This is a genomic window from Pseudomonas sp. MPB23, assembly GCF_046605395.1.
Lineage (GTDB): Bacteria > Pseudomonadota > Gammaproteobacteria > Pseudomonadales > Pseudomonadaceae > Aquipseudomonas.
This window is the reverse complement of sequence record NZ_CP176771.1, coordinates 1,077,610-1,101,510: the sequence shown is the minus strand read 5'-3', so window position 1 is coordinate 1,101,510 and position 23,901 is coordinate 1,077,610. Positions and strand designations below refer to the sequence as shown.

Annotated in this window: 25 protein-coding genes and 3 pseudogenes; 12 read left to right on the top strand and 16 right to left on the bottom strand. The window is 57.3% G+C overall.

Annotated features, from left to right (window positions below):
- Nucleotides 1–24: 24 nt before the first annotated feature.
- Nucleotides 25–957 (bottom strand): chemotaxis protein CheV, encoded by a 933-nt coding sequence (locus ACLH0J_RS04975; RefSeq protein WP_411391087.1) that lies wholly within the window; start codon nucleotides 955–957, stop codon nucleotides 25–27.
- Nucleotides 958–1,274: 317 nt separating this feature from the next.
- Between ACLH0J_RS04975 and ACLH0J_RS04970 the strand changes: the two genes are divergently transcribed.
- Nucleotides 1,275–2,738, top strand: coding sequence for a hypothetical protein (locus ACLH0J_RS04970; RefSeq protein WP_411391086.1), 1,464 nt, complete (start codon nucleotides 1,275–1,277; stop codon nucleotides 2,736–2,738).
- An 18-nt stretch (nucleotides 2,739–2,756) separates the two neighbouring features.
- Here ACLH0J_RS04970 and ACLH0J_RS04965 read toward each other — a convergent pair whose 3' ends face one another.
- Nucleotides 2,757–3,632, bottom strand: coding sequence for a WYL domain-containing protein (locus tag ACLH0J_RS04965; protein WP_411391085.1), 876 nt, complete (start codon nucleotides 3,630–3,632; stop codon nucleotides 2,757–2,759).
- A gap of 119 nt (nucleotides 3,633–3,751) precedes the next feature.
- Between ACLH0J_RS04965 and ACLH0J_RS04960 the strand changes: the two genes are divergently transcribed.
- The 5 genes from ACLH0J_RS04960 (at nucleotide 3,752) to ACLH0J_RS04940 (ending at nucleotide 9,218) form a co-directional block, all read left to right on the top strand.
- Nucleotides 3,752–4,009, top strand: a complete 258-nt coding sequence (locus ACLH0J_RS04960; protein ID WP_411391084.1) for a hypothetical protein — start codon at nucleotides 3,752–3,754, stop codon at nucleotides 4,007–4,009.
- A gap of 32 nt (nucleotides 4,010–4,041) precedes the next feature.
- Entirely contained in the window at nucleotides 4,042–4,245 is a 204-nt protein-coding gene (locus tag ACLH0J_RS04955; protein WP_411391083.1) for a hypothetical protein, read from the top strand.
- Nucleotides 4,246–4,348: 103 nt separating this feature from the next.
- Nucleotides 4,349–4,486, top strand: coding sequence for a hypothetical protein (locus ACLH0J_RS04950; protein WP_411391082.1), 138 nt, complete (start codon nucleotides 4,349–4,351; stop codon nucleotides 4,484–4,486).
- Nucleotides 4,483–7,515 carry a DUF726 domain-containing protein gene (locus ACLH0J_RS04945; protein WP_411391081.1) on the top strand — a complete coding sequence of 1,011 codons (3,033 nt, stop codon included), beginning with the start codon at nucleotides 4,483–4,485 and terminating at the stop codon, nucleotides 7,513–7,515. Before ACLH0J_RS04950 ends, ACLH0J_RS04945 begins: the two co-directional genes overlap by 4 nt.
- On the top strand, nucleotides 7,515–9,218 hold the full coding sequence (locus tag ACLH0J_RS04940; RefSeq protein WP_411391080.1) for a LeoA/HP0731 family dynamin-like GTPase: 1,704 nt from the start codon (nucleotides 7,515–7,517) through the stop codon (nucleotides 9,216–9,218). Before ACLH0J_RS04945 ends, ACLH0J_RS04940 begins: the two co-directional genes overlap by 1 nt.
- A 598-nt stretch (nucleotides 9,219–9,816) precedes the next feature.
- On the opposite strand, the gene ACLH0J_RS04935 is transcribed toward ACLH0J_RS04940, so the two are convergent.
- The 5 genes from ACLH0J_RS04935 to ACLH0J_RS04915 are packed head-to-tail and all read right to left on the bottom strand — an operon-like array spanning nucleotide 9,817 to nucleotide 12,329.
- Nucleotides 9,817–10,320, bottom strand: coding sequence for a glycine-rich domain-containing protein (locus tag ACLH0J_RS04935; protein ID WP_411391079.1), 504 nt, complete (start codon nucleotides 10,318–10,320; stop codon nucleotides 9,817–9,819).
- Complete coding sequence (locus ACLH0J_RS04930) at nucleotides 10,317–10,628, bottom strand: hypothetical protein (protein ID WP_411391078.1); 312 nt, start codon at nucleotides 10,626–10,628, stop codon at nucleotides 10,317–10,319. Before ACLH0J_RS04930 ends, ACLH0J_RS04935 begins: the two co-directional genes overlap by 4 nt.
- 60 nt (nucleotides 10,629–10,688) lie before the next feature.
- Complete coding sequence (locus tag ACLH0J_RS04925; protein ID WP_411391077.1) at nucleotides 10,689–11,408, bottom strand: hypothetical protein; 720 nt, start codon at nucleotides 11,406–11,408, stop codon at nucleotides 10,689–10,691.
- A gap of 28 nt (nucleotides 11,409–11,436) precedes the next feature.
- Nucleotides 11,437–11,784, bottom strand: coding sequence for a hypothetical protein (locus tag ACLH0J_RS04920; RefSeq protein WP_411391076.1), 348 nt, complete (start codon nucleotides 11,782–11,784; stop codon nucleotides 11,437–11,439).
- Nucleotides 11,781–12,329, bottom strand: coding sequence for a hypothetical protein (locus tag ACLH0J_RS04915; RefSeq protein WP_411391075.1), 549 nt, complete (start codon nucleotides 12,327–12,329; stop codon nucleotides 11,781–11,783). Before ACLH0J_RS04915 ends, ACLH0J_RS04920 begins: the two co-directional genes overlap by 4 nt.
- A 213-nt stretch (nucleotides 12,330–12,542) precedes the next feature.
- Between ACLH0J_RS04915 and ACLH0J_RS04910 the strand changes: the two are divergent.
- A pseudogene (locus tag ACLH0J_RS04910) lies at nucleotides 12,543–13,036 on the top strand (EmrB/QacA family drug resistance transporter); the annotation flags it as partial.
- A 167-nt stretch (nucleotides 13,037–13,203) separates the two neighbouring features.
- Nucleotides 13,204–14,337 (top strand): MFS transporter, encoded by a 1,134-nt coding sequence (locus tag ACLH0J_RS04905; RefSeq protein WP_411391074.1) that lies wholly within the window; start codon nucleotides 13,204–13,206, stop codon nucleotides 14,335–14,337.
- 28 nt (nucleotides 14,338–14,365) lie between these two features.
- Here ACLH0J_RS04905 and ACLH0J_RS04900 read toward each other — a convergent pair whose 3' ends face one another.
- The gene (locus tag ACLH0J_RS04900; RefSeq protein WP_411392924.1) at nucleotides 14,366–14,626 is read right to left on the bottom strand and encodes a hypothetical protein; all 261 of its coding nucleotides are present in this window, start codon (nucleotides 14,624–14,626) and stop codon (nucleotides 14,366–14,368) included.
- Between ACLH0J_RS04900 and ACLH0J_RS04895 the strand changes: the two are divergent.
- The 3 genes and pseudogenes from ACLH0J_RS04895 to ACLH0J_RS04885 all read left to right on the top strand — a co-directional run.
- Nucleotides 14,612–14,812: pseudogene (locus ACLH0J_RS04895) on the top strand (integrase); the annotation flags it as partial. The gene ACLH0J_RS04900 and the pseudogene ACLH0J_RS04895 sit on opposite strands and share 15 nt — an antisense overlap.
- Nucleotides 14,809–15,081, top strand: a complete 273-nt coding sequence (locus tag ACLH0J_RS04890; protein ID WP_411391073.1) for a hypothetical protein — start codon at nucleotides 14,809–14,811, stop codon at nucleotides 15,079–15,081. The pseudogene ACLH0J_RS04895 and the gene ACLH0J_RS04890, both read left to right, overlap by 4 nt.
- A gap of 216 nt (nucleotides 15,082–15,297) precedes the next feature.
- Entirely contained in the window at nucleotides 15,298–15,618 is a 321-nt protein-coding gene (locus tag ACLH0J_RS04885; protein WP_411392923.1) for a hypothetical protein, read from the top strand.
- Nucleotides 15,619–15,628: 10 nt separating this feature from the next.
- Here ACLH0J_RS04885 and ACLH0J_RS04880 read toward each other — a convergent pair.
- From ACLH0J_RS04880 to ACLH0J_RS04845, 8 genes and pseudogenes are all read right to left on the bottom strand, one after another.
- A pseudogene (locus ACLH0J_RS04880) lies at nucleotides 15,629–15,763 on the bottom strand (hypothetical protein); the annotation flags it as partial.
- Between the two features lie 118 nt (nucleotides 15,764–15,881).
- Nucleotides 15,882–17,012 (bottom strand): acyl-CoA dehydrogenase family protein, encoded by a 1,131-nt coding sequence (locus ACLH0J_RS04875; protein ID WP_411391072.1) that lies wholly within the window; start codon nucleotides 17,010–17,012, stop codon nucleotides 15,882–15,884.
- 13 nt (nucleotides 17,013–17,025) lie between these two features.
- The gene (locus ACLH0J_RS04870; protein WP_057711097.1) at nucleotides 17,026–17,496 is read right to left on the bottom strand and encodes a YbaK/EbsC family protein; all 471 of its coding nucleotides are present in this window, start codon (nucleotides 17,494–17,496) and stop codon (nucleotides 17,026–17,028) included.
- On the bottom strand, nucleotides 17,483–19,078 hold the full coding sequence (locus ACLH0J_RS04865; protein WP_411391071.1) for an amino acid adenylation domain-containing protein: 1,596 nt from the start codon (nucleotides 19,076–19,078) through the stop codon (nucleotides 17,483–17,485). The genes ACLH0J_RS04870 and ACLH0J_RS04865 overlap by 14 nt, the downstream gene beginning before the upstream one ends.
- A complete protein-coding gene (locus ACLH0J_RS04860) occupies nucleotides 19,065–19,832 on the bottom strand; it encodes a thioesterase II family protein (protein ID WP_411391070.1) in 768 nt (255 codons plus the stop codon). The genes ACLH0J_RS04865 and ACLH0J_RS04860 overlap by 14 nt, the downstream gene beginning before the upstream one ends.
- A gap of 4 nt (nucleotides 19,833–19,836) precedes the next feature.
- Entirely contained in the window at nucleotides 19,837–20,106 is a 270-nt protein-coding gene (locus tag ACLH0J_RS04855) for a phosphopantetheine-binding protein (protein ID WP_179029042.1), read from the bottom strand.
- 25 nt (nucleotides 20,107–20,131) lie between these two features.
- Nucleotides 20,132–21,091 carry a chlorinating enzyme gene (locus tag ACLH0J_RS04850; RefSeq protein ID WP_057711101.1) on the bottom strand — a complete coding sequence of 320 codons (960 nt, stop codon included), beginning with the start codon at nucleotides 21,089–21,091 and terminating at the stop codon, nucleotides 20,132–20,134.
- A gap of 30 nt (nucleotides 21,092–21,121) precedes the next feature.
- Complete coding sequence (locus ACLH0J_RS04845) at nucleotides 21,122–21,811, bottom strand: GntR family transcriptional regulator (protein WP_411391069.1); 690 nt, start codon at nucleotides 21,809–21,811, stop codon at nucleotides 21,122–21,124.
- A gap of 395 nt (nucleotides 21,812–22,206) precedes the next feature.
- Between ACLH0J_RS04845 and leuA the strand changes: the two genes are divergently transcribed.
- Nucleotides 22,207–23,901: a 2-isopropylmalate synthase gene (gene leuA / locus ACLH0J_RS04840; protein WP_411391068.1), complete on the top strand. Its 1,695-nt coding sequence runs from the start codon at nucleotides 22,207–22,209 to the stop codon at nucleotides 23,899–23,901.

Below are 23,901 nucleotides of genomic sequence, written 5' to 3'. Positions count from 1 at the left end.
TTGGGTGTTGTGGGTAGTCGCGCGTCAGTTCGGGTTGACCGCCTTGATACGTGAGACGACACGACCGGCCAGGTCATCGGGACGGAACTTGGCGAGGAAGTCGTCGGCGCCGACTTTCTTGACCATGGCCTGGTTGAACCCGCCGGACAGCGAGGTGTGCAGCACAATGTGCAGCTTGGCCATGCGCGGGTCGTTGCGGATCTCGGCGGTCAAGGTGTAGCCGTCCATCTCCGGCATTTCGATGTCGGAGATCATCATCAGAAATTCTTCTTCGGGCTTGCGCCCTTCATCGAGCATGGCCCGCAGGTAATCAAGCGCCTGGCGGCCATCGTTCAAGGCCACCACCTCCACGCCCACGGTCTCCAGGCAGCGGGTTACCTGCTTGCGCGCCACCATCGAGTCATCCACGGTCAGCACCCGCAGGTGACGGGCCAATTGGGTGACGTCGTGTTCCACCACGCCGCTGGATATTTCCTCGGACGATGGCGATATTTCTGTCAGCACCTTTTCAACATCAATGATCTCGACCAGGCGGTCGTCCGTGCGGGTGACGGCCGTCAGGTAATTGTTCTCACCACTGCCCTTGGGCGGCGGATGAATGTCTTCCCAGTTCAGATTGACGATGTGTTCGACGGCATAGACGAGGAAGCCCTGAACGCGATTGTTGTACTCCGTCAGGATGATAAAAGCGCTTTCCTGATCCTCGACCCCGGGCAGCCCCGTTGCCATGGCCAGGTCAAGAATAGGGATGCAGACACCACGGATGTTGGCCACGCCACAAATATTGCTATTAGACTTTGGTATCGAAGACAGCTTCGGGCAGCGGATAACTTCGCGAACTTTAAATACGTTGATCCCGTACAGTTGCTGATTGTTGAAACGGAATAGCAACAGTTCGAGCCTGTTCTGCCCGACCAGTTGTGTGCGGCTGTTAACGGACGCCAATACTCCGGTCATACACACTCCTAGGTCCTGGCTGGACGGCGCTGATGTCGTAATGACATTAGCATATGTAGGGGAATGTAAAATATATGTGAAATTAAAAATAATGCTCGGGTTATCGTTAAAACGATATGAAGACAGATGCGCCTCTATTCGCACGAGTGTTTTAAATTAGTTAGTTGGCTAACTTGCTATTTCTTACTGTTGAGAATTATTTAGATCGAGCGTTTTTAAGCGATTTATTGGTTTATCTGTACGGGCAAACAACGTAGACGGAGGCTGTGGTTTTGCTTAGGGTGTGGCCATTCGATATTACTGACACGGTGGTCTGCATGAAGCGCGAACGGTTCCTGGCGCAACCTGAAATAGAGTCCTTCATCGCATGGCTCGCGACGAATTTGCCGAAGCTGACGTTCAAGCTGCGCTTCAAGTCGAGCCCATTGGTCCCTGGCGGTTTAACGGCTGACGTCCAGGGCATCGAGCAGGTGCTGGGGCACTATCGCTGGAAGGCAAGCTGGCAGGATACCCACCAACGCCCGGTGGATTCACAGACCTGGGCGGAAACTCAGCGCTCTCTGGGGCAACTTCGCCAATGGCTGACGAGTGCAGTCACGCGCGGGGATGAGCCGCAAGCGCTGCAGGCCTGTCTGCAGATTCTGCGTTGGGGCGGTGTCCGGGGCGCCATTGCGTTTTTGCGCCGGCTGGCCGCGAAGGGCGAGTTGTCGCGCTACCTGCAAAAGATGGCCGGATTGATGTCGCTCGACGGCGACCATGATCTGGACGATCTCGACGCGCGCAGTGTCGAGCGTTTCGATGCGGGCCTGACCAAGATTCACGCGTTGTTTGATGCGTCGGGCTCACCCATCTATGACAGCCGCGTCGGGGCTGCGATAGGCATGCTGTATTCATTGTTTCGCCAGCAATGGACGGGAGGCGGCAAGCCCTTGCTGGCGTTCCCGTCCGGCGCCGCGCGTGGCAGCCAGATCCGCAACCCCGGAGCGTTTATGAACGGGTTGGCGGCGCCGCAGTTTTCTTCGATCAGCTACGAGGCATGGGCCCGCTCGCAAGTACGATTGGGCTGGATTATCCGCGCCCTGCTCACGCGTACCGGCTGGTTCGCCGAGCAAGGCGCGCTGCCTGCACGGTGCCATGCGTTCGAGGCCAGCCTGTTTGTGCTTGGCTATGACCTGCGCTGCTTTGGCTGCACGCCGAAGGTTGCAGTGCCCGACCGGCCGGAACACGAACGTGACAGCACGGGCTGGGTGCCGACGGGGAACCCCTTCAGCCAGGTCATCCACGACTACCTGCTGTTCCGGCGCCAGGGCGGAAAAAACGATAAAGCCTCGTTCGTTGACTGGCTGTCGACGCATCCGCACAACGAGCGTCCGATCTCGCGTACGACCGCTCAGGACTACTGTTTTGCGTTTTCCATGCAGGAGTTCGACCTCTTCGACCGCTCACTCGACGAGCTTGAGCGGATTGTCGCAGGGGGCGAGGACGGCTTGCGTGCCGCCTTGGCGAGCGAGGTGCTGGAGCCTTTCGCCTTGGGCGATGAACGCGTCAGCGTGTGTCTGGTAGACGTCTTGATCACGGGCCGGGCGTATCAGCACGAGACGACGGGTGACGCACGCGTCGAGTCGATCCTGAGCGCCGGATACGCAGGCACGAAAAACAGCGCAAACACGCTGATGGCCCTCGGGCGCAACGTGGGCAAGCACTTCGGCCTGCTTGACGCCAAGCATTTGCCTACGCCGCTCTTCGAGCGGTTCTTCGGCGAATGCTCGCTCGAGGCGTGACGGTCACGCCCTTGAGCCTCAATCATTCATCAGCCACGGCCTCAACTCTTTGAGGTTGGTGACCACGATCTGCTGGGCCTCAGGGTTGGTCGCCTGGTTTCTCGGGTCGACCTGATAGCGGCGCAAGACGTACTTCACCAGGGCCTTGCGACTGGCGACCACCAGTTGCCCGTCCGTCATGCCGAAGTCGGTTTCGATGATGGCCTGCTGCGCCGCGTTCAAGCGGCCATCGGGGGCAAAGATGATCGGCACTTCGGTGTTCCAGTCTTCGTCCAGTTCCCGTGTGTTCTGCGACGCGTCGAGCAGGTCCGGCTCACCGCGCAGGCGGCTCAGCACGAAGTCACGGTACTGGCGGTTTTTTTCGCAGTAGGCGCGTACGTGCCAGCGCATCCCGGTGTAGACCAGGGTGTGCGGGGCAATCAGACGGATTTCCACGTCCGGAGTGTTGAGCGAAACGTACTCGGTTTCCAGGCGTAAGCCGTCGCGACAGGCTGCGAGCAAAGGACGCAGGACCTCCGGCCGAATCGGTCGGTCCGGCACTTCGAGCACCTTGGTATGGGCGTAGGCCAGGGCCAGCCCGTCGATGTGCGGCGCCCGTTCATTGTTCTGGTAAAGCAGGTGCAGGTAGGCGCTGGCGCTGTCATCGATGAACAGCGGCTTGAAGTGTTTGCTCGGTACATAGCCCTTGCGTTGCTTGTCATATGTCAAGTTTCGGGGCGCATGTTCGTTGATGTAGGTGTTGATGTCCTTGGACGCCTGCTGGCGGCTGATACCGAAGCTCTGGATCAAGTGGCCCGTGGTCAGGCGGCCTTCCCACCAGGCGACGGTCTCAATCAAACGATAGCGAAGTGCCAGGTCCCAGCGGACCTGTTCGATGGATTGCTTGCGTTTCATACCCGCTCCATGTGCGTGAATACTTTACCTGTATAAGTCTACATTCTAGACCTGTCGTTAAACGCTACATATCGTGTCGCTGTCAACGAAATACATCGAAGGCAGGAAAGGACGCAACTATGAGTATGTCGGAAGTCGTTTCGACGGGGGCACTGGCAATGATGGCAATCATTCTGCTGGTGCTGATTCAGCACTGCTTGAAGCTGAGCGAGCTGTGGAAAATGGTCGCCCATTACCAGAAGGATTTGCGTTGGGCGCAGATCTGGGAAGTGGAAAACCGCGAGCTGCGCTCGGCGTTGCGCGCTGAGCGGGAGCATGTCTCGCAACTGCTGCGCAAAGTGGAATTGCTGCAAGCCATGCTTGCGGCCACAGAATAATCCGCAACAGGGCTATCCAGGAGAACGCATTCATGCCGATAAAACCCAGACCCTTCACGTTTATATGTGAGGACTGCAACTGGAAGAAAACCATTGCGCCGCGCAGTGATGCGCTGATGCCCGGCGACTGGTTCGCCGCGTGCCCGAAGTGTGGCAGCACGGCGCTGACACTGCGTGCGGCAGGGTGGTTGGAGGCGGTTGCGGCGCAGCTGTTGGCGCGCGGTGGCCAACGTTGAACACAGAGTCTGGGTTGGGTAGTGTCAATGTGGCATTATTTGTGACTGTTTTGAAATGCCACAGCCGCACCCAGCGCTGTCGTTGAATCATGGAGGATGGGTTATGGGCGTCATTGTCGGCGTTGTCGTGATTTTTGTGGTGCTGGCGACCCTCGCCAGCTTGATTGAGCGTGGCGCCGCTTCGCGGATGTTGCATCATCGCCAAGCGATGGCTGTAGCAGGGATAGCGAGCACTCGATGAGCAGATTATTTACGTTCAGCAGCCTGCAAAACGAAAGCCACGGATCGACTGAAGCGAATATCTTCATTCACGGTTACAGCGCCGGCCACAATGTCGAGGACCGGCAAACCTTGCTGGCGAGCATTCCTGAATCGATTCGCAACCACACGAACATTTTCGCCTTCTGGCCGTCGAGCCATTTTGCCCGTTTCAATCGGACCTCAAAAACACTGCTGCACGCGTCAACTCAGGTGTCATTGCCGATTGGCGCGGCGGTGGCCGCGGTCGATCGGGGTTCGCATTTTTGGAAAATCCGCGCACGGGCCGAAGAGATGGGCGAGTCGCTGCTCGACCAACTGAGCGAATACCTGCGCAACCATCACTTCGGTATCGACACGGTCAACCTGATCGGTCATTCGCTCGGTGGACGCCTGGTTATCAGCAGTTTGAAAAAACTGGCTAACGCCCGCTCGCACTCACTCGCCGTCAATGACGTTTTGCTCATGGCTGCCGCGGTCACCGTGGAGCCTTCCGAGGCGCATCAGCTACGCAGCGTACTCAAAGGCCGCCTGATCAATGCCTACTCCAAATCGGATTGGACGTTGCTGATGAACGCCGGCGAAGTGTGCCTGGGCCGCAATGAGGTCGAGCATTTCGAGAATATCCAGATCGCCGGCTTCGGGCACGGCGACTACTGGAAACAACTCCCCGAGGTGCTGACCCAAGTACGTTTCAAAACCGCTCCACACGATCAAGGACCCGAGACGCCGCAAGCGCTGCTGGCTACCACCGCGCCGCTCCCGGAACCGCCTCATTTACAGGACGTCACCATGCCGATCGAGCTCAAAACGCCCAGCGATATCTACCAGCACGTCAATGATGAACTGGCGCGTATCACCCAGTCGCTGAACACCCTGTCGACCGATCCCGCGTTGAACCTCGCGCAACAGGATGCGCGGGCACTGTTGGGCGAGCAGCAGGCCACATTGACGGCGCAGCTGAAGGCGCTGCAGGAAAATGCCGAGTGGAAAACCTTCACGATTGCGGTGTACGGCGAGACCGGCGCGGGTAAATCGACCCTGATCGAAACCTTGCGCATTTTGTTGCAAGAGCCGACGAAGGTCGCCCATCAACAGGCGTTCCGCGCGTTACAACAGAAATTCCAACTCAGCGAAGCAAGCCTGCAGCGCTTGCAACAAGCGATTGAACAGACTGACGTTCAACTCGCCGCGCTGGCACAACAGCTTGACGCCACCACCGTGCACCACAACCGCCTGCACAGCGAAGCGCTGGATGCCATCCACGGCCTCAGAGCGTTGATTACCGAGCGCAAGGAAACCGCCTCGCTCTGGCAGAAGTTGATGCGTCTGTTCAAGCCCATGCCGGAGGAGGCGCAGCTGTCACTCGTCGAGCAGCAGTTGCCAGGGGTGGTGGCCGCCCGCGACAGCGCCCTCGAACCGTTGCGCCTGCGGCACGCCGAAGTGGAGCAAAGCCTGCACGCGCTGGCACAACAACACGCGCAACACGTGCAGGAAAGCGAAAGCACCCTGGCAAGCCTGCAACCCCTGGGCGACGGCGAAATCATTGGCGACGGCCGTGCTGATTTCACCCGCCAGACCCAGCGCTACGACCTGACGCTGAACGGCCAACCCTTCGCCTTGCTGGATGTGCCCGGTATCGAAGGTAACGAGGGGCTGGTGGTCAGCCAGATCGAAAAAGCCGTGCAAACTGCCCACGCCGTGCTGTATGTCACCAACCAGGCGGCGCCACCGCAGACCGGTGACGCAGAGCGCAAAGGTACCCTGGAAAAAATCAAGGAACACCTCGGTGCGCAGACCGAGGTGTGGACGATTTTCAACAAGAAAATCACCAACCCCAAGCACTCGCTTACCGACCGCCCGCTGATTTCCGATGACGAAAGCGCGAGCCTGGCAGGGCTCGACGAGAAGATGCGCGGGCAGCTTGGCGACCACTACCGCCAAGTGTTTGCCCTCTCGGCATTGCCTGCGTTCCTGGCGTCGACCGATCACTTCGCACCGCATTCGCAGAACGCCACTCGGCGCGCCAAGATGCTTGCGGACTTCAACGCCGAAGAGCTGCTGGAAAAAACCCGCTTGCGCGCGTTTTTGTACCTGCTCAACGGCAAGCTGCTGGAGGGCAGCGACGCCAAGATCACCCGGGCCAACTTCCATAAGGCCAAGGATGCCGTGGACCAAACGGTCACCGCGTTGCAGACGCTCAATGTCACGTTCAGCCAGTTATTGGAGAACCTGCGCGTGGACGGCCACAGTGCCCAGGTGCAATTGAAGGGCAGCTTCAAATCCCTGAAAAAACGCCTGGAGTCAGCCGGCGAAACCGAGATCGATCAGTTTGTCAGCCGGGTGCGCAATGCGATGTACCAACGCATCGACGCCGACATCGGCAACGATGCGTTCAAGCAGGCGTTTCGCGCCACCATCGACGCCGAGCAACTGCAACTGAGCGAGCGGTTGCCGGGGGCTATCGCGAAGGAGGTCGAGCGCTTCCAAAAGGAAGCCGAAGACATTCTTGCGCGCTTCGAGGCACAGGCGCGCGAGCTGACCGGCGTCTACGCCAAGCTCGGCAATACCCAACTCAATAGCCCGTTCGATCTCAAGATTAAGATCGACAACGGCATCAAGGTCGGCAGCTTGTTGCTGGGCGTGGCGGGCACCATTGCTGCAGCGTTCTTCACGGGCGGTACCAGCCTGCTGGTGCTGGCGCCCGCGCTTGCGGGCCTTGCACTCTCCGCCTACAAGGCGGTGCGCAGCGCATTCAGCCCCGACTACAGAAAGTCCCAGCAGCGTGAGGCGATTGACAGCAACCTGCGCGACGCTACGGGCGAATTACGCACCTTGCTCCGCAACGGGTTGCAAACCTCCCTGGCGGACATGGAGAAAAAAATCGACGTGCTGGAGCAGGCACTCGAAGCCCCGATCACCCAGACCGCCGGCCTGGTGCAGCTACTGGGCCGATCGACCGATCAACTGATCACCCTTTCCCGCCAAATCGATAACGCAGGCACCCGGTAATGGAAAACACCCTCGATACATTCAAGGCTCAGCAAGCGCGTTCGGTAGAACTGCTTGGCAAGTTGCTCGCGTTTCTCGATCAAGGCGAAGCGGCTGGCGTACCGGTTGACCCGGCGCTGAAAGACAAACTGCACACCGCCATCGACAGCGTGGCCGGCGAAAAACTCAAAGTGGCCCTGATTGGCGGCTTCTCCGAAGGCAAAACCTCTATTGCCGCGGCCTGGATGGAAAAGCTGGATAAATCCAGCATGAAAATCAGTCACCAGGAGTCGTCCAATGAGGTGAAGGTCTACGAAGTGGGCGACGACTTTGTATTGATCGACACCCCGGGGCTGTTCGGTTTCAAGGAGCAGGTCAACGCTGAAACCAACGCCATCGAAAAGTACAAAGACACCACCAAGAAATACGTAAGCGAAGCCCATCTGGTGCTCTACGTCATGAACGCCACCAACCCGATCAAGGCGAGCCACCAGGACGATTTGGTCTGGCTGTTCCGTACCCTGGACCTGCTGCCGCGCACGGTGTTTGTCCTCAGCCGATTCGATGAAGTCGCCGACGTCGAAGACGAGCAGGACTACCAGGCCAACCTGGCCGTCAAGCGCGCTAACGTCACCGGTCGCCTGCGCGAACTGGTGGGGCTCAATGACGCTGAAATCGCGCAGTTGAGCGTGGTGGCCGTGGCCGCCAACCCTTTCGATCTGGGCTTCGAGCATTGGCTGGCCAATATCGGTCAGTTCAAGACCCTGTCCCATATCGCCAGCCTGCAATCGGCGACCACCGATAAAATCCGCAACAACGGTGGCAGCGCCGCGCTGGCCGGCGAAATGCACAACAGCGTGATCCGTGATGTGCTGAACAAGCAACTGCCGATCGCCATCGAGAACGATCAGAAGATCGCACTGGAAGTGGGCAGGCTGCGTGAGCTGAAAAGCCGCTCTGAAGACCAACTGGAAACCACCGGGCTTGAGATCGAGGCGGTTCGCAGAAATCTGAGCGCCTTTGTCGAACGCTACTTCACTGACCTGATCATGCAAGCCAAGGGCAGCAGCCTGGAGACGTTCGGTGATTTCTTCGAGCGCGAAATCGGTGCCGAGGGCATCGTGCTGGCGACGCGTCTACAGAACGAATTCAGCCGCCAGACCGAGTCCATCACCCTTGATGTAGCGAAGATGCAACTGGGCTTTGACACCGAAATCAACCACTTCAACACCAACGTCCGCGCCTTCGGCAAACAGGGCGTCAATCACCTGCTCAAAGGCAACATGATCAACAACACCACGGTGTTGGCCGCGCGCGACACGCTGGTCAGCGCCGGCAAGATGGTGGGCATGGAACTGGGCTCGCTGCTCAAATTCAAACCCTGGGGCGCGGTCAACTTCGCCAAGGGCGCCAACGGTGCGCTGGCCTTTCTCGGTGTTGCCATCGAAGCCTGGGACAGCTGGGAGCAATACAAGCGCGAAGAGGCGTTCCGTAAGTCCATCGCGAAGATGGTCGAAGACTTCGAGAAGCAGCGCAAAGAGCTGATCGGCCTGATCAACGCCGAGCAATTCAGGGAGCAATTCTTCGGCAAGTACCTGCAACTCAAGGACAGCGTCGCCCAGCTTCAGGACAGCTTGAGCGCCAGCAACGAACGCCAGCAGCGCTTCCAGGCGTGGCGCGTCGAGGCACAAACCATTGAGGCGCAGTTCAAGGCGTTGAATTGAAGGCCGTGAGGCATTGAAAGGGGGGGCTCGAGGCTCGGTAGTTTCGTCGCTGCCGAGCGGGCGGCCCTTTCATGGTTTTGGATAATCCGCGTCGGTTCGGCTACGAATGCTCGCACCTAAGTGACGGTTGACCGACACCCCCTGGACCGAGAAGCAGTAAAAAAGCAGTTCCGAGTAACTTCCTCGAAGATCAGAGCTGTGCTGCTGCGATAAAGTTGTGATCGCGACTGGTGGTTGAATGGCAAAAGCCTTGTTTTTCAAAAAAAGCCAACGGCTACAAGCGTTGTCACAGATGTTCTGCAAGGCTTTGAGATAAGGCTGAAAATCACTTCGACTGCGCAGATCTTAAGTGAGTCGAGGTTAAGGCTGAGTACGTTGTTTTTGAAGGAAAGTACGGCAGGCTTCAGAACAGAGCCTGCCGTACGCACACGTTACTTGGATTCAGCCGGCTGGCGATTTCCGCGGCGAACGCCTGACTTGTTGCCTGTTTTACTTGGCAGATTAGGCACTACTGGGCGAGGTGCTGGCTGATGGGCTGGGCGGTTTGGGTTTTGGGGTTGGTTGCTCATGGCAATGCTTCCTGAATAAGTGGGTTGGACTAGTTGCAAGCGCCTTCGACGCGGCAGGCACAGCTAGTCGGGACATGGCACGCATGATCTTTGCAACGCATGGCCTGTGCCTCGTTGCCGCCGCCCGGATACGCACCAAAGTGCTTCTCATACAGCGCGACTGTTTGAGCAAAGGCGTTCTTTAGCTCCTGGTAGTCGTCCTGCCCATAGATGCCGAAGTAGGGGTAGTGGTCGATAAAACGGCCGAACACCTTCTGGCAGTCTTCGCGGTAGGAGCGGGTATCCAGAATGTGCGCATGCCAGATAGCATCCACTGTCTTGCTGGGCACCATTGCCACTGACGGATAGAAGCGCTTGAGGGTCAGAAAGCGGCGGTATTCCAGTTCGGCCAGATCCCACTGCGCCGCTGACATTTCAGCTTCCGACGACTCTGTGTACTTGTGCTTCAGGCGCTTGAAATCTAGGCGGCTGACATTCATGTCCAGGCCGTTGGCCGCCAGTAGCGGCTGATTTAACGATACAAGTGCATTCATGGATGTTTCTCCTGTGATTTAAAGTTGCAGGCCTTGATAGGCCGCCTTCGCTTCAGCTCCCGTTCGAAACACTGACGGCTGACCAGGGCGCAAGGCGTGTAGCCGGTCGCGGTAATCTGGTAGAGCAAGCGCCAGCCGCTGCCAAGCTTGAAGCGCAATAGCCCTTCACGGCAGCGCACGAGTTTGCCGCCCAATACGGTAAAGGGAGTACTCGATAGCAGGGCTTGATCAATGCCTAGGGCTCTAGCCTGGTAGCAGGTGCTGATTTGATGAGGGCAACTGGCGAGGATGGACTGGATGATGTGCATGACTGGTTCCGTGTGTAATGACGGAGCCAGTCTCGGTGTGTGGATTCCACAACCAAGAGGTCAGCGAAGAAAATCTAACAACTCATCAAATTCTTTCGCGTCTTGGTATTCAGTGATGATCAGGTCGCGGTATTTCAGCAGCAGGCCATTATCTGTAACCACTCCGCGGGCTTTGTCATAAGCCTGCTTCAACTCACCATTGAAGTAGTGCGCCATCATGCTATCCCCCACCGACAGCGCTGCGGTCTGGCTCGCCAGAGTTTTCAGCAGATTACCTTTGTGTGGGCCTAGTCCCATTTGTGGCCAAGCATCCGCAAATGGATTGGGAAGCTTTTCTTGGCAAAGGTCTGTATCGACCAGCCGATCAAGCAGAATGATCAACTCTTGGCGTAATAACCCAAGCCCTGCAACGGACTGGCGATCCAGGAATAGCTGTCTAGCCCAGTCCACATAAGCCTGGCGCTCTGAGCGTTCCCTTACCAGTAGAACTGCAATCTTGGGTACGCCAAACAGCCCCTGTAGAACAATGGCATTCCAGATCAATGCCTCATCAGCAGGGTTGATATACCAGTTCTCGCGGGTATTTTTAGCGCCTGGCCCATCGGTTCTGCGCCGCACCATCTTTATGAGTGGCGGTAATGTGGTTTTGAGCGCACCGCGTCCCTTCACGGTCTCGCTGTCCAGAGCTTCAATAAGGGTGTTCAGCGCAATTCTGAGACCGCCATACTGCTTCTGAGACAGCGGCGCTGATAGTGGCGGGCAAAGCAGCCGTTCCAGCACCTCCGTGTGCTCGGGCCACTGATATGAATTAGAACGCACAGGATTGCTTCAGCAGTGTTTCTACGGATGGCAGCTCTTCTGCATAAGCTGGGTACCCGGCGATGCGAGCAGCTTGCGTGTGCCAATTGCTCTGGGCGCAGTGGCTGCTGCGTCGGTACTCATCGAGTACGCCACGGCAATAACCTGCACGCAGGGCTTCGGAGGGGGAGGTCACCAGGCCAGCGAACAGGTGCTGCTGGTCACGCTTGACATAGATACTTACCAACTCCTTACAGCTCTGAATCAGATGTTCTGGGTCGTCGTTGGCTTGTACCGAAGCGAACGCCAGGCTGGACAGCAGGCCCAGAAAAGCGATGGGTAATGTTCTAGTGTTCACACGCTGGCCTCTTTGGCTGGAGTGAATACTTCAGGTTCAACTCGTGCGTGCAGGGTTGTAGGTCGCAGGAGAGAGGTGGGCGCAGACTTTGGAATGGCGAGATAGAGAGCCAGCAAAACAATGCCAAAGGCAAGAAGCTTGTCGAGAGGATCTTCCTGTATCAGCATTCGAAGCAGTTCGTCCGGGTGCTCGGTCTTTGCAAGCAACCCTACGCATGCGCCAAATAGCACCATGCCCACGGCAGTCATGATTCCCTGAGCTACCAGTAAGCGACTCAGGCCCCGCCAGAAACCGATGGCGAAATGTTGGCAATAGCGAATATGCCGCCACAACAACAAGGCCAGCACTGGCATAAAGCTCCACTCCAGCGGGGAAATATCTGCCAGGCCGTCGCCATACTCAAAAATTATCCACGGCAGGCTTGCCAGCGTCAGCAGGCCAAGTAGCCATAGTCCGCCAACTTTCAGGCTGGCCAGCATCGAGCACAGGCCTTTGGTCAGGCCGCTATCTAGCTTACCAACCAGGGAGAGTTCAGGTTTTTGCATAGGTGCTCCTTGCACGTATTGTGTAAGCGTTCCGGCAACACATCCTCCCACAGCAAATTCCAACATCCCATTTAAGAATGCCGGAATATTGCATGGCACTAGAGCTTACGGCAGCCATGCGCATTGTAACCGTCCGGCTAACTTACCTTCCTGGCCCGGATGCCAAACGTGATGGTGTTCACCTAAACGGCGTGACGTCCAGGATCTGGCCCGTACGCTAAGTCGTCTATGACTGGAAATAAGCTCGCCCGGAACCTGCGCCTGCTCAAACGCTATAACTTCGGGGTGGCCAGTGCGGCAATGTTCATTTTCGGCGGGGCCACGTTCGGCCTGGTGTTCCGGGTGCCCAATTACCTCTCCCAGTTGCAGGGCTACAACGCCCGGGAAATCGGCATCAGCCTGATCGCCTACGGCATGGTGCAATTGGTGCTGGCGCCGTTCATGCCGCGCCTGATGAAGTGGCTCAACCCGAAACTGATGGTCGCCAGCGGCTTTTTTATCATGGCCCTGGGGTGCTACCTCGGCGTGCACCTGGATGTCGATAGCGCCGCCAACGTGATCATTCCTTCCACGGTGGTACGCGGCATCGGACCGTGCGTCGTGAGGCGTACTTGATGGCCTACAGCGATGCGTTTTATGTGTCCTGTATCGCGTTGATCTTGTGTGGTGTGGCGGCTTTGATATTGCGGCAACAAGGGAAGAGTTGAATACATCGCATCGGTTGATGCTCGAGTGCAACGCGCTGCGTGCAGGGTGGTGGGATATGAACAGTCGGTTCGCCGAGTATGATGTGTCTGTGGATATCTAACAGGGATGGACAGTACGGATGATCAGCTCAGCCTTGCGGATATGGTGTGCAGTCAGTGTGCTGTGTATGGCCTCGTTCACGATGGTGACGTCCGAGTTCGCCCCCATTGGTTTGTTGTCGCAGATCTCATCCGACCTGGGTCAAACCCCGTCTACCGTCGGGCTGACGGTGACGTTGTACGCCTGGATCGGCGCTGCCAGCGGCTTGCTATCCAACTGGCTGAACCGCTGGATTCCGCGCAAGACGCTGCTGATCGCGTTGATGCTGATACTGGCCGTATCCAATGGCCTGGCGGGGTTATCCCCCGCATTCTCGACGCTGCTCGGCGCCCGCGCCGTCGGCGCCTTGGCCCACGGCGTGTTCTGGGCAATCGTGGCCGCCACGGCGGCGCATATTGTGCCAGTGCACCGTATGGGGCTAGCCACCTCGATCGTGCTGGGCGGTATCACGATCGCCACGGTCATGGGCGTTCCGTTGATCAATCTGGTGGGCCAATACGGTGGTTGGCGTACGGCCTTTGTGTGCCTGGCATTGATGTGCGTCGCCAGCGCCGGTGCGATAGCGCTGGTGCTTCCGTCCATGCAGATGCAGTCGATTGCCAAGGGTGTGGGGCTTGCGGCAGTGCTGCGGCGCAAGGACCTATTGATCACTTACCTCATCACCGGGCTGACAGCGGCAGCGCATTTTGGCGCCTACACCTTCGTCGAACCGTTTATTGGCCAGATACCTGGGATGACGGCGTACTTGATTGCTGTCTTGCTGTTCGCCTTCGGGGCCGCCGGTTTTCTGGGCAATCTGCTGAGTGCATTCTTTATTGATCGCTACTTGAACGCTTTCATTCTGATCGCATTGATCGCGATGGCATTGGCTTTAGTGACCCTGGGCATTTACGGCCCGCTTCTGGGAATGGCGCCGGTGGTTATCTTGCTGGTGATCTGGGGTGTGGCCATTTCCGCATTGTTTACCGGCCTGCAGACCTGGGTCTTGAGGATTGCCGGCGCTCACACGGTACCGGCCACGGCAATCCATACCGCCGTGCTCAATGGCGCGATCGGGCTGGGTGTGATCATCGGCGCAGGCGCGCTGGATGTGGCCGGGTTCAAGGGGGCAATGCTCTCGGCCAGTGTGGTGATTGTCCCTGCTATCGTCCTGATGGTTGCCATACGGGTTCGCGCTCGGACAGAGCCTGTGTTCTTGTGAATGTGGCCTTGCATTCCATGACACGGCCTCATCGAGTGACAATCAACACGGGAATCGCGTTGTTGAGGGAGAACGCCACCAGAAACACAGCCAATCCCACATCGATCTGGCGGGTGTATTTGAGAAACAGCGCCTTGATCGGGCCCTGGCCGAAGAGCAGCGAGACCAGGGAGTACCAGATGACTTCCAGGGTAGAGCACAACATCACCACCAGTACCTTTTCCAGGTCGGTACGTGGTGCAGAAAGAAAGCCGGCGTAGATGCTGATCATGAAGGCGATGGTTTTCATGAGCTACGGGCGGCTTACGCCTGTGAGCGCTATGAGCAACTGAGCGGCGTCCCTGCACCTGTTAATGGCGGTCGTGTTGATCGAGAGGAAAGAGCGCTCGATCAGCGTGCACGACAGCAAATCAGCCACGAGTTGGGACACAACCGCATTGATGTGGTGAGTGCCTACATCGGAGGTCTGCGATGAGATCTGAGTTCGACATGGTGTTGTTTCTGAACCCTGTGCTCAAAGGTGCGCATGCCACGCGGCGGCGGCACATCAGGCAAGCAGAAAGGATGCACGAGGCAATTCGTGAGCGCTGGGGTTGCGCGACTCCATGGTCCTGGAGAGAAAAGCATGTGGGATGGTTTCTGAATCATTACCTGAGCGGCTCCGCACCCGCAACCCTTTACTACTTTGAGTTAACAGCGCGGTTGATCCGTGGCGCGAAGAGCAAGTGTGCATCCGATTCATGATTGGCAAGTTGCGCGCGTAAGCTGGGGCAACATGATCCTTCAGAAACCGTCTATTTGGTGTTAAGTATTTTTATAATCTTATTTCTTAAAAGTATTGGTTTTTAGAATTTCCGCGATGTACTAATCGCTTCGTAATCAGGTCGGATCCAGAGAGATTAAGGCCATTCTCATACCTGTCTGTCACGGAAACTTGGAAAGCGATCAGGACGGTGATCCATGGACGATCAGAAAATTCTGGATGAAATAAAAGATTGGTTTGTCAGTTGCTTGGGATGCGCGGCGGGTAGACGAGAGTTCAGTAAGAATCGCTACATGCTGGCTATTGCTCGAACCGCCCAAGAGGCCAGGGCCAGTTTTGAGAATTATGTGCGAGCGCTTGAGGCCAGAGAAGCAGTAGCTTGTCTAATCATCTGCCCGACCACCAGCGTAGAGCAGAACACATACAGCGTGGCTCAAGAAGTTCGACGTCTATCTGCGCCGTGTCAAGGCTATAGGGGCTTGGCCAATATGCATGCCTCAAAATCCTTATGCCGATGATGAGAACGTAGCAGGCACCTGCTAACTGGATGCCTACGACGAGCAGGTTTGAAGCCGCAATCACTGCGCCCAGGCCATAAAGCAGAAGAGTGGCGGTGATCAATGTACCGCCGAGGTCGGCAAGCAGGCGTCGTACGGCAAACATCCGGCTGTAACGCAGACTATTACGTACCACGAGGATCGTCGAGGCCGAGCGATAAAATTGGCAGCAGTGAAAGTCCGAGAAAATTGACCATGTCCATGGTGATTGCCTCTTTGGATATTCAACTTGCTGGCGTACTGTCGAAGATCATGTCGCGCATCAGTTCACTCGCACCGGCGGCTATAGTGCCGGCCATGGCATCTCGATACACGCGTGCCACCTCGGAGTTAAGTTGATAGCCCTGCGCACCATGCAGTTGCGCGCAAGCCTGCGCGGCGCTGAGAGCGAGTTCGGTGGCGCGCAGTTTGAGGATGCAGGCGGAGCGCGTGTCGAGTTGGCCTTTGCTGTGCTGCCATGCCACCTGATAGGCGTAGTGCCGTAGGATTTGTTGTTCGCCGACGAGGTCTGCCAGACGGTGCCGGACACTTTGTTTGTCGCTGAGTGGCCTGCCCTGGAGTTGATGTCGGCGCACGAACCCGTCGAGTACACGGATGCTGTGGTGGGCCCCACCGAGGGCTAGAAGACCTGCGACCAGGCGTTCGAAATCCAGGCCCTGCATCAGGTAGAGCAGGCCCTTGCCGGATTTGCCGAGCACATTGCAGGCCGGCACCACCAGATGGGTGAAGTCGAGATCGCAGACGTCGGCGCTGCACCAGCCAAGCATGGGGTGCGGCGTGCGCACCAGCCCCGGGCTGTCGCCATCGATCAGCAACAGACTGCTGCTGCCCAGTGCGTGCTGGCCTTCGCCGCTGCGCACCAGGGTCACGATCAAGGAGGCGCGGGAACCATTAGCGATATAGCGTTTGCTGCCCTCAACGATAAAACCGTTAGCCGAGGGTAGCGCCCTGCATTGCATCTGGCTGAGATCGCTTCCGGCGTGTTCTTCGCTGATAGCCAAGGCGGTGATGATCCGTCCTTGGCGAATGCCAGGAAGGTAGCGCTGGATTTGTTCTTCGCTACCGAACAACTCCAGGTAGGCGCTGGCCATGTAGGCATGCACCCCAACCGACGCACGGATACCGGCGTACCCCAGCGCGCCCAGCTCTTCAAGGAACACAGCGCTTTCCAGAAAGCCTTCGCCACGCTGTGGCAAACCTAGCAGGCCGTGCTCGGCCAGGATCTGCCAGGCGTTTTCGCACAGATGTCCACGTTCTTCGGCCGCGTCTGCTATCGGCAGAAGCTGACTCTGCAGGATCTGGCGCACCTGTAGGGCGAAGTTGCGATGGCTGTCGCTCAGATGGGGGCTGGGCATAGTCGGTTCGCTTTTATTTCACCGAGATCACTTGGTGTGCCGAGATGATGTCTGTCAGACAGCCAGGAATTCTGAATACGGCGTTAGGGGTACCGGCTGCGGCCCAAATTTCGTCGAACGTCAGCAAGTCTTCATCGACGAACAGCTTCAGCTCTTGCTTATGTCCGAGAGGCGGAACGCCACCGATGGTGAAGCCGGTCACCTCTTTGACGAAGTCGGCATCTGCCTTGAAAATCTTGTCGCCGACCAAGCGCGAAATGGTCTTCTCGTTCACTCGGTTCGGCCCGCTTGCCAGTACCAGCACCGGGATATTGTCGCGGGTCCGAAAAATCAGCGACTTGACGATTTGGGCCTTTTCGCATCCCAACGCTTGGGCGGCATCGTCGGCAGTGCGGGTCGAGTCCGGCAACTCCTGAACGGTCAGGTCGAGGCCGCGCTCATGAAGGGTGTCCTGGAATTGCTGAGCGCGTTTACTGATTGTCATAAGCGGGTTCTCCCAATGGATGAAGCGTAGATAGCAGTCGCCGATGATCGATCTTGCCGGTGGCGGACAGCGGCAGGATTTCGCAGAGTTGGATGTGGCGTGGAACCATGTAGGCCGGCAGCTGCGTGGCTAGGCTAAGACGCAGTTGCTCCGGGCAACATGAGGGGTCGACGGCGATCACGAAGGCGACCAGCGACTTCTCGCCCTGCGGTGATTCAGTAACGGTAATGACGCTTTGCCGCACCTGCGGATGGCGGTTGAGATGGTAGGCAATTTCCCCCAGTTCGATTCGAAAGCCGTTGATCTTCACTTGGTCATCAATACGTCCTTGGAACACTATCGCACCGTCTCCGCGGAAGTAGCCTCGGTCCCCGGTACGATAGAGCCGTTCCTGGCGTTCGCCGATCAGGCATTCAAAGAAGCGCTCGCGGTTGACGTCTGGCAGTCCGAGGTAGCCTGGGGAAAGGCCGGGTCCGGCGAGACAAACCTCGCCGCTTTGACCCTGTTCGCAGAGGCGATCCTGGTCAATCAGGTAGACGCGGGTGTTCTGGATCGGGAAGCCGATGGGGAGGGCGGTATCCTCGTCGCGCAGTCCGCAGAGCGGATAGTACGTCGCGAACGTTGTACTCTCTGTCGGGCCATAGACGCTGACGATCCGTCCCGGGCCGTATCGCTCCAGAGCTTTGGCCATATGCCGCAGAGAGTGTGCTTCTCCGCCGGTGAGGACGGTACCGACACTGTCCAACGCCTGTGGCATTTCGTCGATCAGGGTATTGAATAGGGCTGTGGTCAGAAACAGCACGCTGATCTTTTGCGTCTGCAGGATGTGCTGTAGCCGCGAAGCGCGAATGTACACGTCCGGGTAAAGCACACAGGTGCCGCCGAGCAGCAGGGCACCCCAGATTTCGAAGGTGGCCGCGTCGAAGGTCGCAGGCGCCATTTGCAGCAACCTGCTGTTCTCGTCCAGGCAGGCGTAGCGGGCGTTGTATACCAGGCGGGTAATGCCCCGGTGTGGGATAGGCACGCCTTTGGGCTTGCCTGTGGAGCCGGAGGTAAAGTTGATGTAGGCGATGGCGTCGGCTGCGATTGTGAGCGGCGGGTCGCCTCGATCCTCAGTCGCTTCTGCAACAGCACTGGGTGCCAACACGTGGTAGCGGGAAAAGCGGGTGTCGTGCCTGGTGTTTTCGCTTCCCATCAGGTAGTCGCAGCATGCTTGGCCTAGCACTTCATGAATACGTTGCTCCGGCCAACCCTCATCGATGGGCAGGTAGCTCGCTCCAGCCTTCAGGATCGCCAGGAGCGCCACGATCAGTTCGGTGCTGCGCGGTAGGCTGACGGCTATTACATCGCCAGGTTGCACGCCCTTGGCGAGCAGGTACCACGCCAAGTGGTTGGCGTGGGTGTTCAACTGTTGATAGCTACACTCATGATCCTGATGCCATATGGCAATGGCGTTCGGGTGGCGCGCTGCGGTGCGGGAGAACAACTCGCCGACCGAAAGGTGGTCCGGATAAGGTACGTGGGTTTGGTTGACTTGTTTGTGCAGCGCCAAGGCTGAAGGGGTTAGCTCAAGCGTTTGCATGCTGATTCCTCATTCGAGTGGTCAAGCTGTGCAGCAGTTGATGGCGATGGCTGTCGAGGAAAAAGTGATCGCCATCGATCTCGATCAGCTCAAATTCTTTCGAGGTATGGATGGACCAACCTGCCATGCTGGCTTGTCGGTCGATCGGGTCGTGGCGGCCGAAATAGGCGTGTATGGGAATCTCTAACGGTTGCTCATGCCAGTCCTCCCAAATTTCCGAGAGCCGCATGTCGCTGCGCAGTGCTGGGAGCATAAGGCGCATCAGAATCTCGCTCTGTAGTACCGCCAGCGGCGTCCCGCCCATGGTGTGTAGGGCTTGATGGAAATCCTCGGCGCAGAGTTGATGCAGATAAGGCTGCGCTTGTCGGCTGGCCGGGCTGCGGCAGCCGCTGACGAACAAACGGTGGGTCTGGCCAGGATGGCGATAGCGGATTTTCTGAGCCAGTTCGTAGGCCAGGCGTCCGCCGAAGCTGTGCCCATAGAGCGCATGGGGTGCATTAAGATAGGGCGCCAGCACCTCGAGGCAGTCCTCGATCAGTGGCGACCATTCCTCATACGGCGTTTCCTTGATTCTGGAACCTCGGCCGGGCAGGCGTACGGCGAGCAGTTCCACGTCTGCGTCCAAACCATTCACCCAACTGCGAAATAGATCGGGGTTACCTCCCGCATAAGGGAAGCAGATCAGACGCAAGCGCGGACGAGTCCGGGGGCGGGGCACCAGAAGCCAGCGCTCATCGTATGCTTGCCCGGACATATCCTCAGATCTCCGTCAGGGCGTTAAAGTGTTTTGCGTTACGTTGAATGCAGGTAGCAATGTCACTTACAAGGCTCTGTGCGAAGAGATCCTCAGGGGGCAAACTGTCCTCGCCAAAATGCTCCTCTGCCTTCGCAATCAGGCGGATGGCGCTGAGTGACGTGCCTCCTGCGGCGAAGAAGTCGCTGCTGGCATTTTCCACACGTAGCCCCAATTCGCGGCAGGTATTAATCAGCCAGAACTCGATTTTGCCGATTTCTCCTACGTTACTCATGCTCTGTTCTCCTTCTTTATCTGGCTCAGCGCCGAGGGAATTGGAAGCCGTTGCAGGTGCGATCGACAAAACGGTTGTGAGGGAAACGATTATCCCCGGACACCAATACGCAACCGAACTTGTCCAGGCTGGCCTGGCCGCCGAATTCCTCGAGAGTGTTCGAGTACGGATAGACTTGCACTGAGGTCGGCAGATAACGGGCGGCGAAGCCCAGGCGCATCTGGTCGGTCAGGCCGTTGTGCGGGTGCGAGGCATGCATAAGGGTCGACCAGAAAATGATGAACTGGCCTTGGCGCATGACCATGGATTTGGCCTGGGACTCGTCGGGCTTCCAGTTCGGGTCTTTCTGCAGTTGTCGATAGTCATAACCGAAGAAGCCCCGACGGACGCCGTCCTTTTCCATCTTATTGATGGCGTCGGATTGGTAATCCATGGTCTTCGATTCGTCGTAGTTCATGGTCCGGTGAGTACCGGGAATGAACTGCAGACAACCATTTTCAATGGTGGCCTCGGTGAATGCGGCCCAGACCGTGATGGTGCCGCCGAACTGCGCGTCTTCTGGCCAGACTATTTGAGGATGCTTGGAGCCGGCAACGTTAGAGAAATTGTCGGCTTGGTGCCAGTCGGTGCCTTCGTCGCCGGGGTATTTGGGGAAGAACTCGGAGCGCCAGCAAAGCGTGTCACGCCCAAGGATGCTCGACACCCGATCGACGATTTCCGGACGAGTAATGTGCGCTGCGAGGAAGTCGACATCCAGGTGACGGTCATAGTTGGACAGATTGGTTATCCCGGATACCGCCTTGTCCTGGCTGTAGATCGCTTTCTTGGTGTTGAGCAGTTTGGGGCGCAGGGCTTGTAAGCTACGCTCCATTTCGTCCTTTTGATAAAGGTCGAAAGGCCCTATGTAACCGTCGCGGTGGAACTTCTCCAATTCACTTTGGCTGAGACTAAAATCCAGTTCAGTGGAACGTACCTGTTCTTCCATTTGACACCTCGCGGGTTTGTGGATCGTGTTCTAACGGGTCATCTGTTTTTCCAGATAATTTTTGAATGTGTCGCAAGCCTTTTGCAGGTGCTGGCGTAAAACAGCAGCCGCTTCTTCGGGGGCTCTGGCCTCGGCAAGCGATATCAATTTTTTGTGGTCATCCTGGGCCATTTCTTCCAGTCCCATGGCCGCCAGATGGAAGCGCAAAAAGCGCTCTTCTTCTTGCAACTCAACGTTGATCAGGTTGAGCAGCTTCCGGTTCGTCGAACGTCCATAGAGCGACATATGAAACAACCCGTTGAGGCGCCCAAGGTTGGCCAGATCGGTTTCGTTTTCCATAGCGGCGACGTATTCGCGGGCTTTCGCGAAATCTTCGTCACGCAGGTTTGGAATTGACTGACGCAGCGCCTCTGGCTCGAGTAGCAGGCGCAGGCAGTATGTCTCCACCGCATCGCTGACGTTCATCTGCAACACGACGGCTCCCTTGTTGGGGGTGTTGCGTACTAATCCCTGGGCTTCAAGTTTCAACAACGCTTCTCGGACTGGCATTCTGCTGACACCGAACAAGCTCGCTAGCTCTTCCTGTCGCAAGGCCGTTCCGCCTGCAAGGGTTCCGTTCAAAATCCCATCCCTCAATGTCTTTTCCACCAGGTTTCGTGATAACGGAGATTGAGCATCTATCTCAGGAAAAGCTGTTTTAAGGTCTACGGTGGCTTTCAATTTTGTCTCGCTGACAAGCTTGTTTTTGGATCCTGGATCCAATATATAATTTTACAATTCAGCTCTGTCAAGTAGCGCTGAAGCGGGTCCTTAGCACGGCGTTGGAACGCCTTCGGCGCCCGAGCGAGCGTCCTTACAGAGGCTGAGAGAGGGTTGGTCGACCCTTTTTGTCGGGGCTTTGTTGGTGTGCTTGGGTTGCATTTAATTTTGCCTTGGTGATGTAAATCGCCAACAAAATTATAATTACTGATGTTTTATTCTTGGTTTTATGGTTTTTTTGGGAGGATTAGCAATTGGTTTTCGTCTGTTTCGTTTAGTGTTTGTTCTAGCGAGCGAGGGTGAATGGCCGCTTCGGCTGCCCACTGTCGTAACTGTCGAAAAAAGGAGAAACCGTCATGATGCTCAAGGATCCGTCCAGCAAATATCGCCATTTTAATACCGTGGACTTGCCCGACCGCCAATGGCCCGGCAACGTGCAGGCGCTAGCTCCCACTTGGTGCAGCGTTGATATGCGCGACGGTAACCAAGCCTTGATTGAACCGATGAATGCCGAGCGCAAACGCCGTTTTTTTGATTTGCTGGTCAAGGTGGGCTTCAAGGAAATTGAGGTGGGTTTTCCCGCCGCTTCCCAGACCGATTTTGACTATGTGCGTGAGTTGATCGACAGCGGCTCGATTCCTGACGATGTCACGATTCAAGTGATGACGCAGGCGCGCAGTCATCTGATCGAGCGCACCTTCGAGGCACTGAAGGGGGCTCCACGGGCGATTGTGCATGTATACAACGCCACCGCTCCGGTGTTTCGCGATGTTGTCTTTGGTGTGGATCGTGCCGGCTGTATCGAGATTGCCACCCAAGCGACGCGCGAGATCAAGCGCCACATGGACAACAATCCCGGTACGCAATGGACATTCCAGTATTCCCCGGAAACCTTTTGCTTCACCGAGCTGGAGTTTGCGCTGGAGGTCTGTGAGGCGGTGACGGACGCGTTCGGGCCGACCCCGTCCAACAAAATGATCCTGAACCTGCCGACAACGGTGGAAGTCTCCACCGCAAATGTATTTGCCGACCAGATTGAATGGTTCTGTCGGCATTTCAGCCGCCGTGACAGCGTGGTCATCAGCGTCCATCCCCATAACGATCGTGGCACCGGCGTTGCTACGGCGGAGCAGGCATGCCTGGCAGGCGCTGAGCGTGTCGAGGGCACGTTGTTCGGCAACGGTGAGCGAACCGGTAATGTGGATATCCTGACGCTGGCTATGAACCTCTACACCAGTGGCATTGATCCTCGGCTGGATTTCTCGGACATCATTCATGTCCAGCGTGAGGTGGAGTTCTGCAATCAGTTGCCGACCCATCCTCGCCACCCATACGCCGGTGAGTTGGTGTTCACGGCTTTCTCCGGTTCGCACCAGGACGCGATCAAGAAAGGCTTTGCGGCACGCCAAGCCAACCCGAACGGAATATGGGAAGTACCGTACCTGCCAATCGATCCCGCCGATATGGGCCGCAGCTATGAAGCGGTGATCCGCGTCAACAGTCAGTCGGGCAAAGGTGGCGTGGCGTATTTGCTGGAGCAGCATGGCATCGTGATGCCGCGTCGCTTGCAGATGGAATTCAGCAGCCTGGTCCAACAGGAAGCGGATGGCTCCGGCCAAGAAATCAGTGGGGAAATGATCCTTGCCTGCTTTACCCGGCATTACCTGGAACAGGGCAAGCCTTACGCGTTGCGGATGCCAAAACTGGTCAGCGAGGGGGATGTGACCTATCTGGAAGCCGTGCTTGAACACGGTGCGCAGCACATCGACCTGAATGGCGAGGGCAACGGCCCACTGGCGGCGCTTGTCGATGCCTTTGCCCAGCGCGGCATTCACTTCGATATCGCTGATTACCACGAGCATGCCACCTGCGACGGGGCCCAGGCTGAAGCACTGGCCTATGTGGAAATTCGCGTGGGCAACCAGTTGCTGTTCGGTGCCGCCCGCGACGGTAGCAGCTTGCTGGCTTCCCTCAACGCGGTGACCAGTGCCGTCAACCGCGCATCGCGCCTGGGCCTGCTCAGCGTGGCGAGCATCGCGGTGCCTTCCTGA

Excerpts from the sequence above, each read along its gene's own strand:
- ACLH0J_RS04955 (WP_411391083.1), top strand. The coding sequence starts at position 4,042 with ATGCCGATAAAACCCAGACCCTTCACGTTTATATGTGAGGACTGCAAC.
- ACLH0J_RS04940 (WP_411391080.1), top strand. The coding sequence starts at position 7,515 with ATGGAAAACACCCTCGATACATTCAAGGCTCAGCAAGCGCGTTCGGTA.
- ACLH0J_RS04875 (WP_411391072.1), bottom strand. The coding sequence starts at position 17,012 with ATGCCCAGCCCCCATCTGAGCGACAGCCATCGCAACTTCGCCCTACAG.
- ACLH0J_RS04905 (WP_411391074.1), top strand. The coding sequence starts at position 13,204 with ATGGCCTCGTTCACGATGGTGACGTCCGAGTTCGCCCCCATTGGTTTG.
- ACLH0J_RS04930 (WP_411391078.1), bottom strand. The coding sequence starts at position 10,628 with ATGCACATCATCCAGTCCATCCTCGCCAGTTGCCCTCATCAAATCAGC.
- ACLH0J_RS04950 (WP_411391082.1), top strand. The coding sequence starts at position 4,349 with ATGGGCGTCATTGTCGGCGTTGTCGTGATTTTTGTGGTGCTGGCGACC.
- ACLH0J_RS04965 (WP_411391085.1), bottom strand. The coding sequence starts at position 3,632 with ATGAAACGCAAGCAATCCATCGAACAGGTCCGCTGGGACCTGGCACTT.
- ACLH0J_RS04900 (WP_411392924.1), bottom strand. The coding sequence starts at position 14,626 with ATGAAAACCATCGCCTTCATGATCAGCATCTACGCCGGCTTTCTTTCT.
- ACLH0J_RS04865 (WP_411391071.1), bottom strand. The coding sequence starts at position 19,078 with ATGCAAACGCTTGAGCTAACCCCTTCAGCCTTGGCGCTGCACAAACAA.
- ACLH0J_RS04890 (WP_411391073.1), top strand. The coding sequence starts at position 14,809 with ATGAGATCTGAGTTCGACATGGTGTTGTTTCTGAACCCTGTGCTCAAA.
- leuA (WP_411391068.1), top strand. The coding sequence starts at position 22,207 with ATGATGCTCAAGGATCCGTCCAGCAAATATCGCCATTTTAATACCGTG.
- ACLH0J_RS04935 (WP_411391079.1), bottom strand. The coding sequence starts at position 10,320 with ATGAATGCACTTGTATCGTTAAATCAGCCGCTACTGGCGGCCAACGGC.
- ACLH0J_RS04885 (WP_411392923.1), top strand. The coding sequence starts at position 15,298 with ATGGACGATCAGAAAATTCTGGATGAAATAAAAGATTGGTTTGTCAGT.
- ACLH0J_RS04850 (WP_057711101.1), bottom strand. The coding sequence starts at position 21,091 with ATGGAAGAACAGGTACGTTCCACTGAACTGGATTTTAGTCTCAGCCAA.
- ACLH0J_RS04870 (WP_057711097.1), bottom strand. The coding sequence starts at position 17,496 with ATGACAATCAGTAAACGCGCTCAGCAATTCCAGGACACCCTTCATGAG.
- ACLH0J_RS04970 (WP_411391086.1), top strand. The coding sequence starts at position 1,275 with ATGAAGCGCGAACGGTTCCTGGCGCAACCTGAAATAGAGTCCTTCATC.
- ACLH0J_RS04860 (WP_411391070.1), bottom strand. The coding sequence starts at position 19,832 with ATGTCCGGGCAAGCATACGATGAGCGCTGGCTTCTGGTGCCCCGCCCC.
- ACLH0J_RS04945 (WP_411391081.1), top strand. The coding sequence starts at position 4,483 with ATGAGCAGATTATTTACGTTCAGCAGCCTGCAAAACGAAAGCCACGGA.
- ACLH0J_RS04915 (WP_411391075.1), bottom strand. The coding sequence starts at position 12,329 with ATGCAAAAACCTGAACTCTCCCTGGTTGGTAAGCTAGATAGCGGCCTG.
- ACLH0J_RS04855 (WP_179029042.1), bottom strand. The coding sequence starts at position 20,106 with ATGAGTAACGTAGGAGAAATCGGCAAAATCGAGTTCTGGCTGATTAAT.
- ACLH0J_RS04960 (WP_411391084.1), top strand. The coding sequence starts at position 3,752 with ATGAGTATGTCGGAAGTCGTTTCGACGGGGGCACTGGCAATGATGGCA.
- ACLH0J_RS04975 (WP_411391087.1), bottom strand. The coding sequence starts at position 957 with ATGACCGGAGTATTGGCGTCCGTTAACAGCCGCACACAACTGGTCGGG.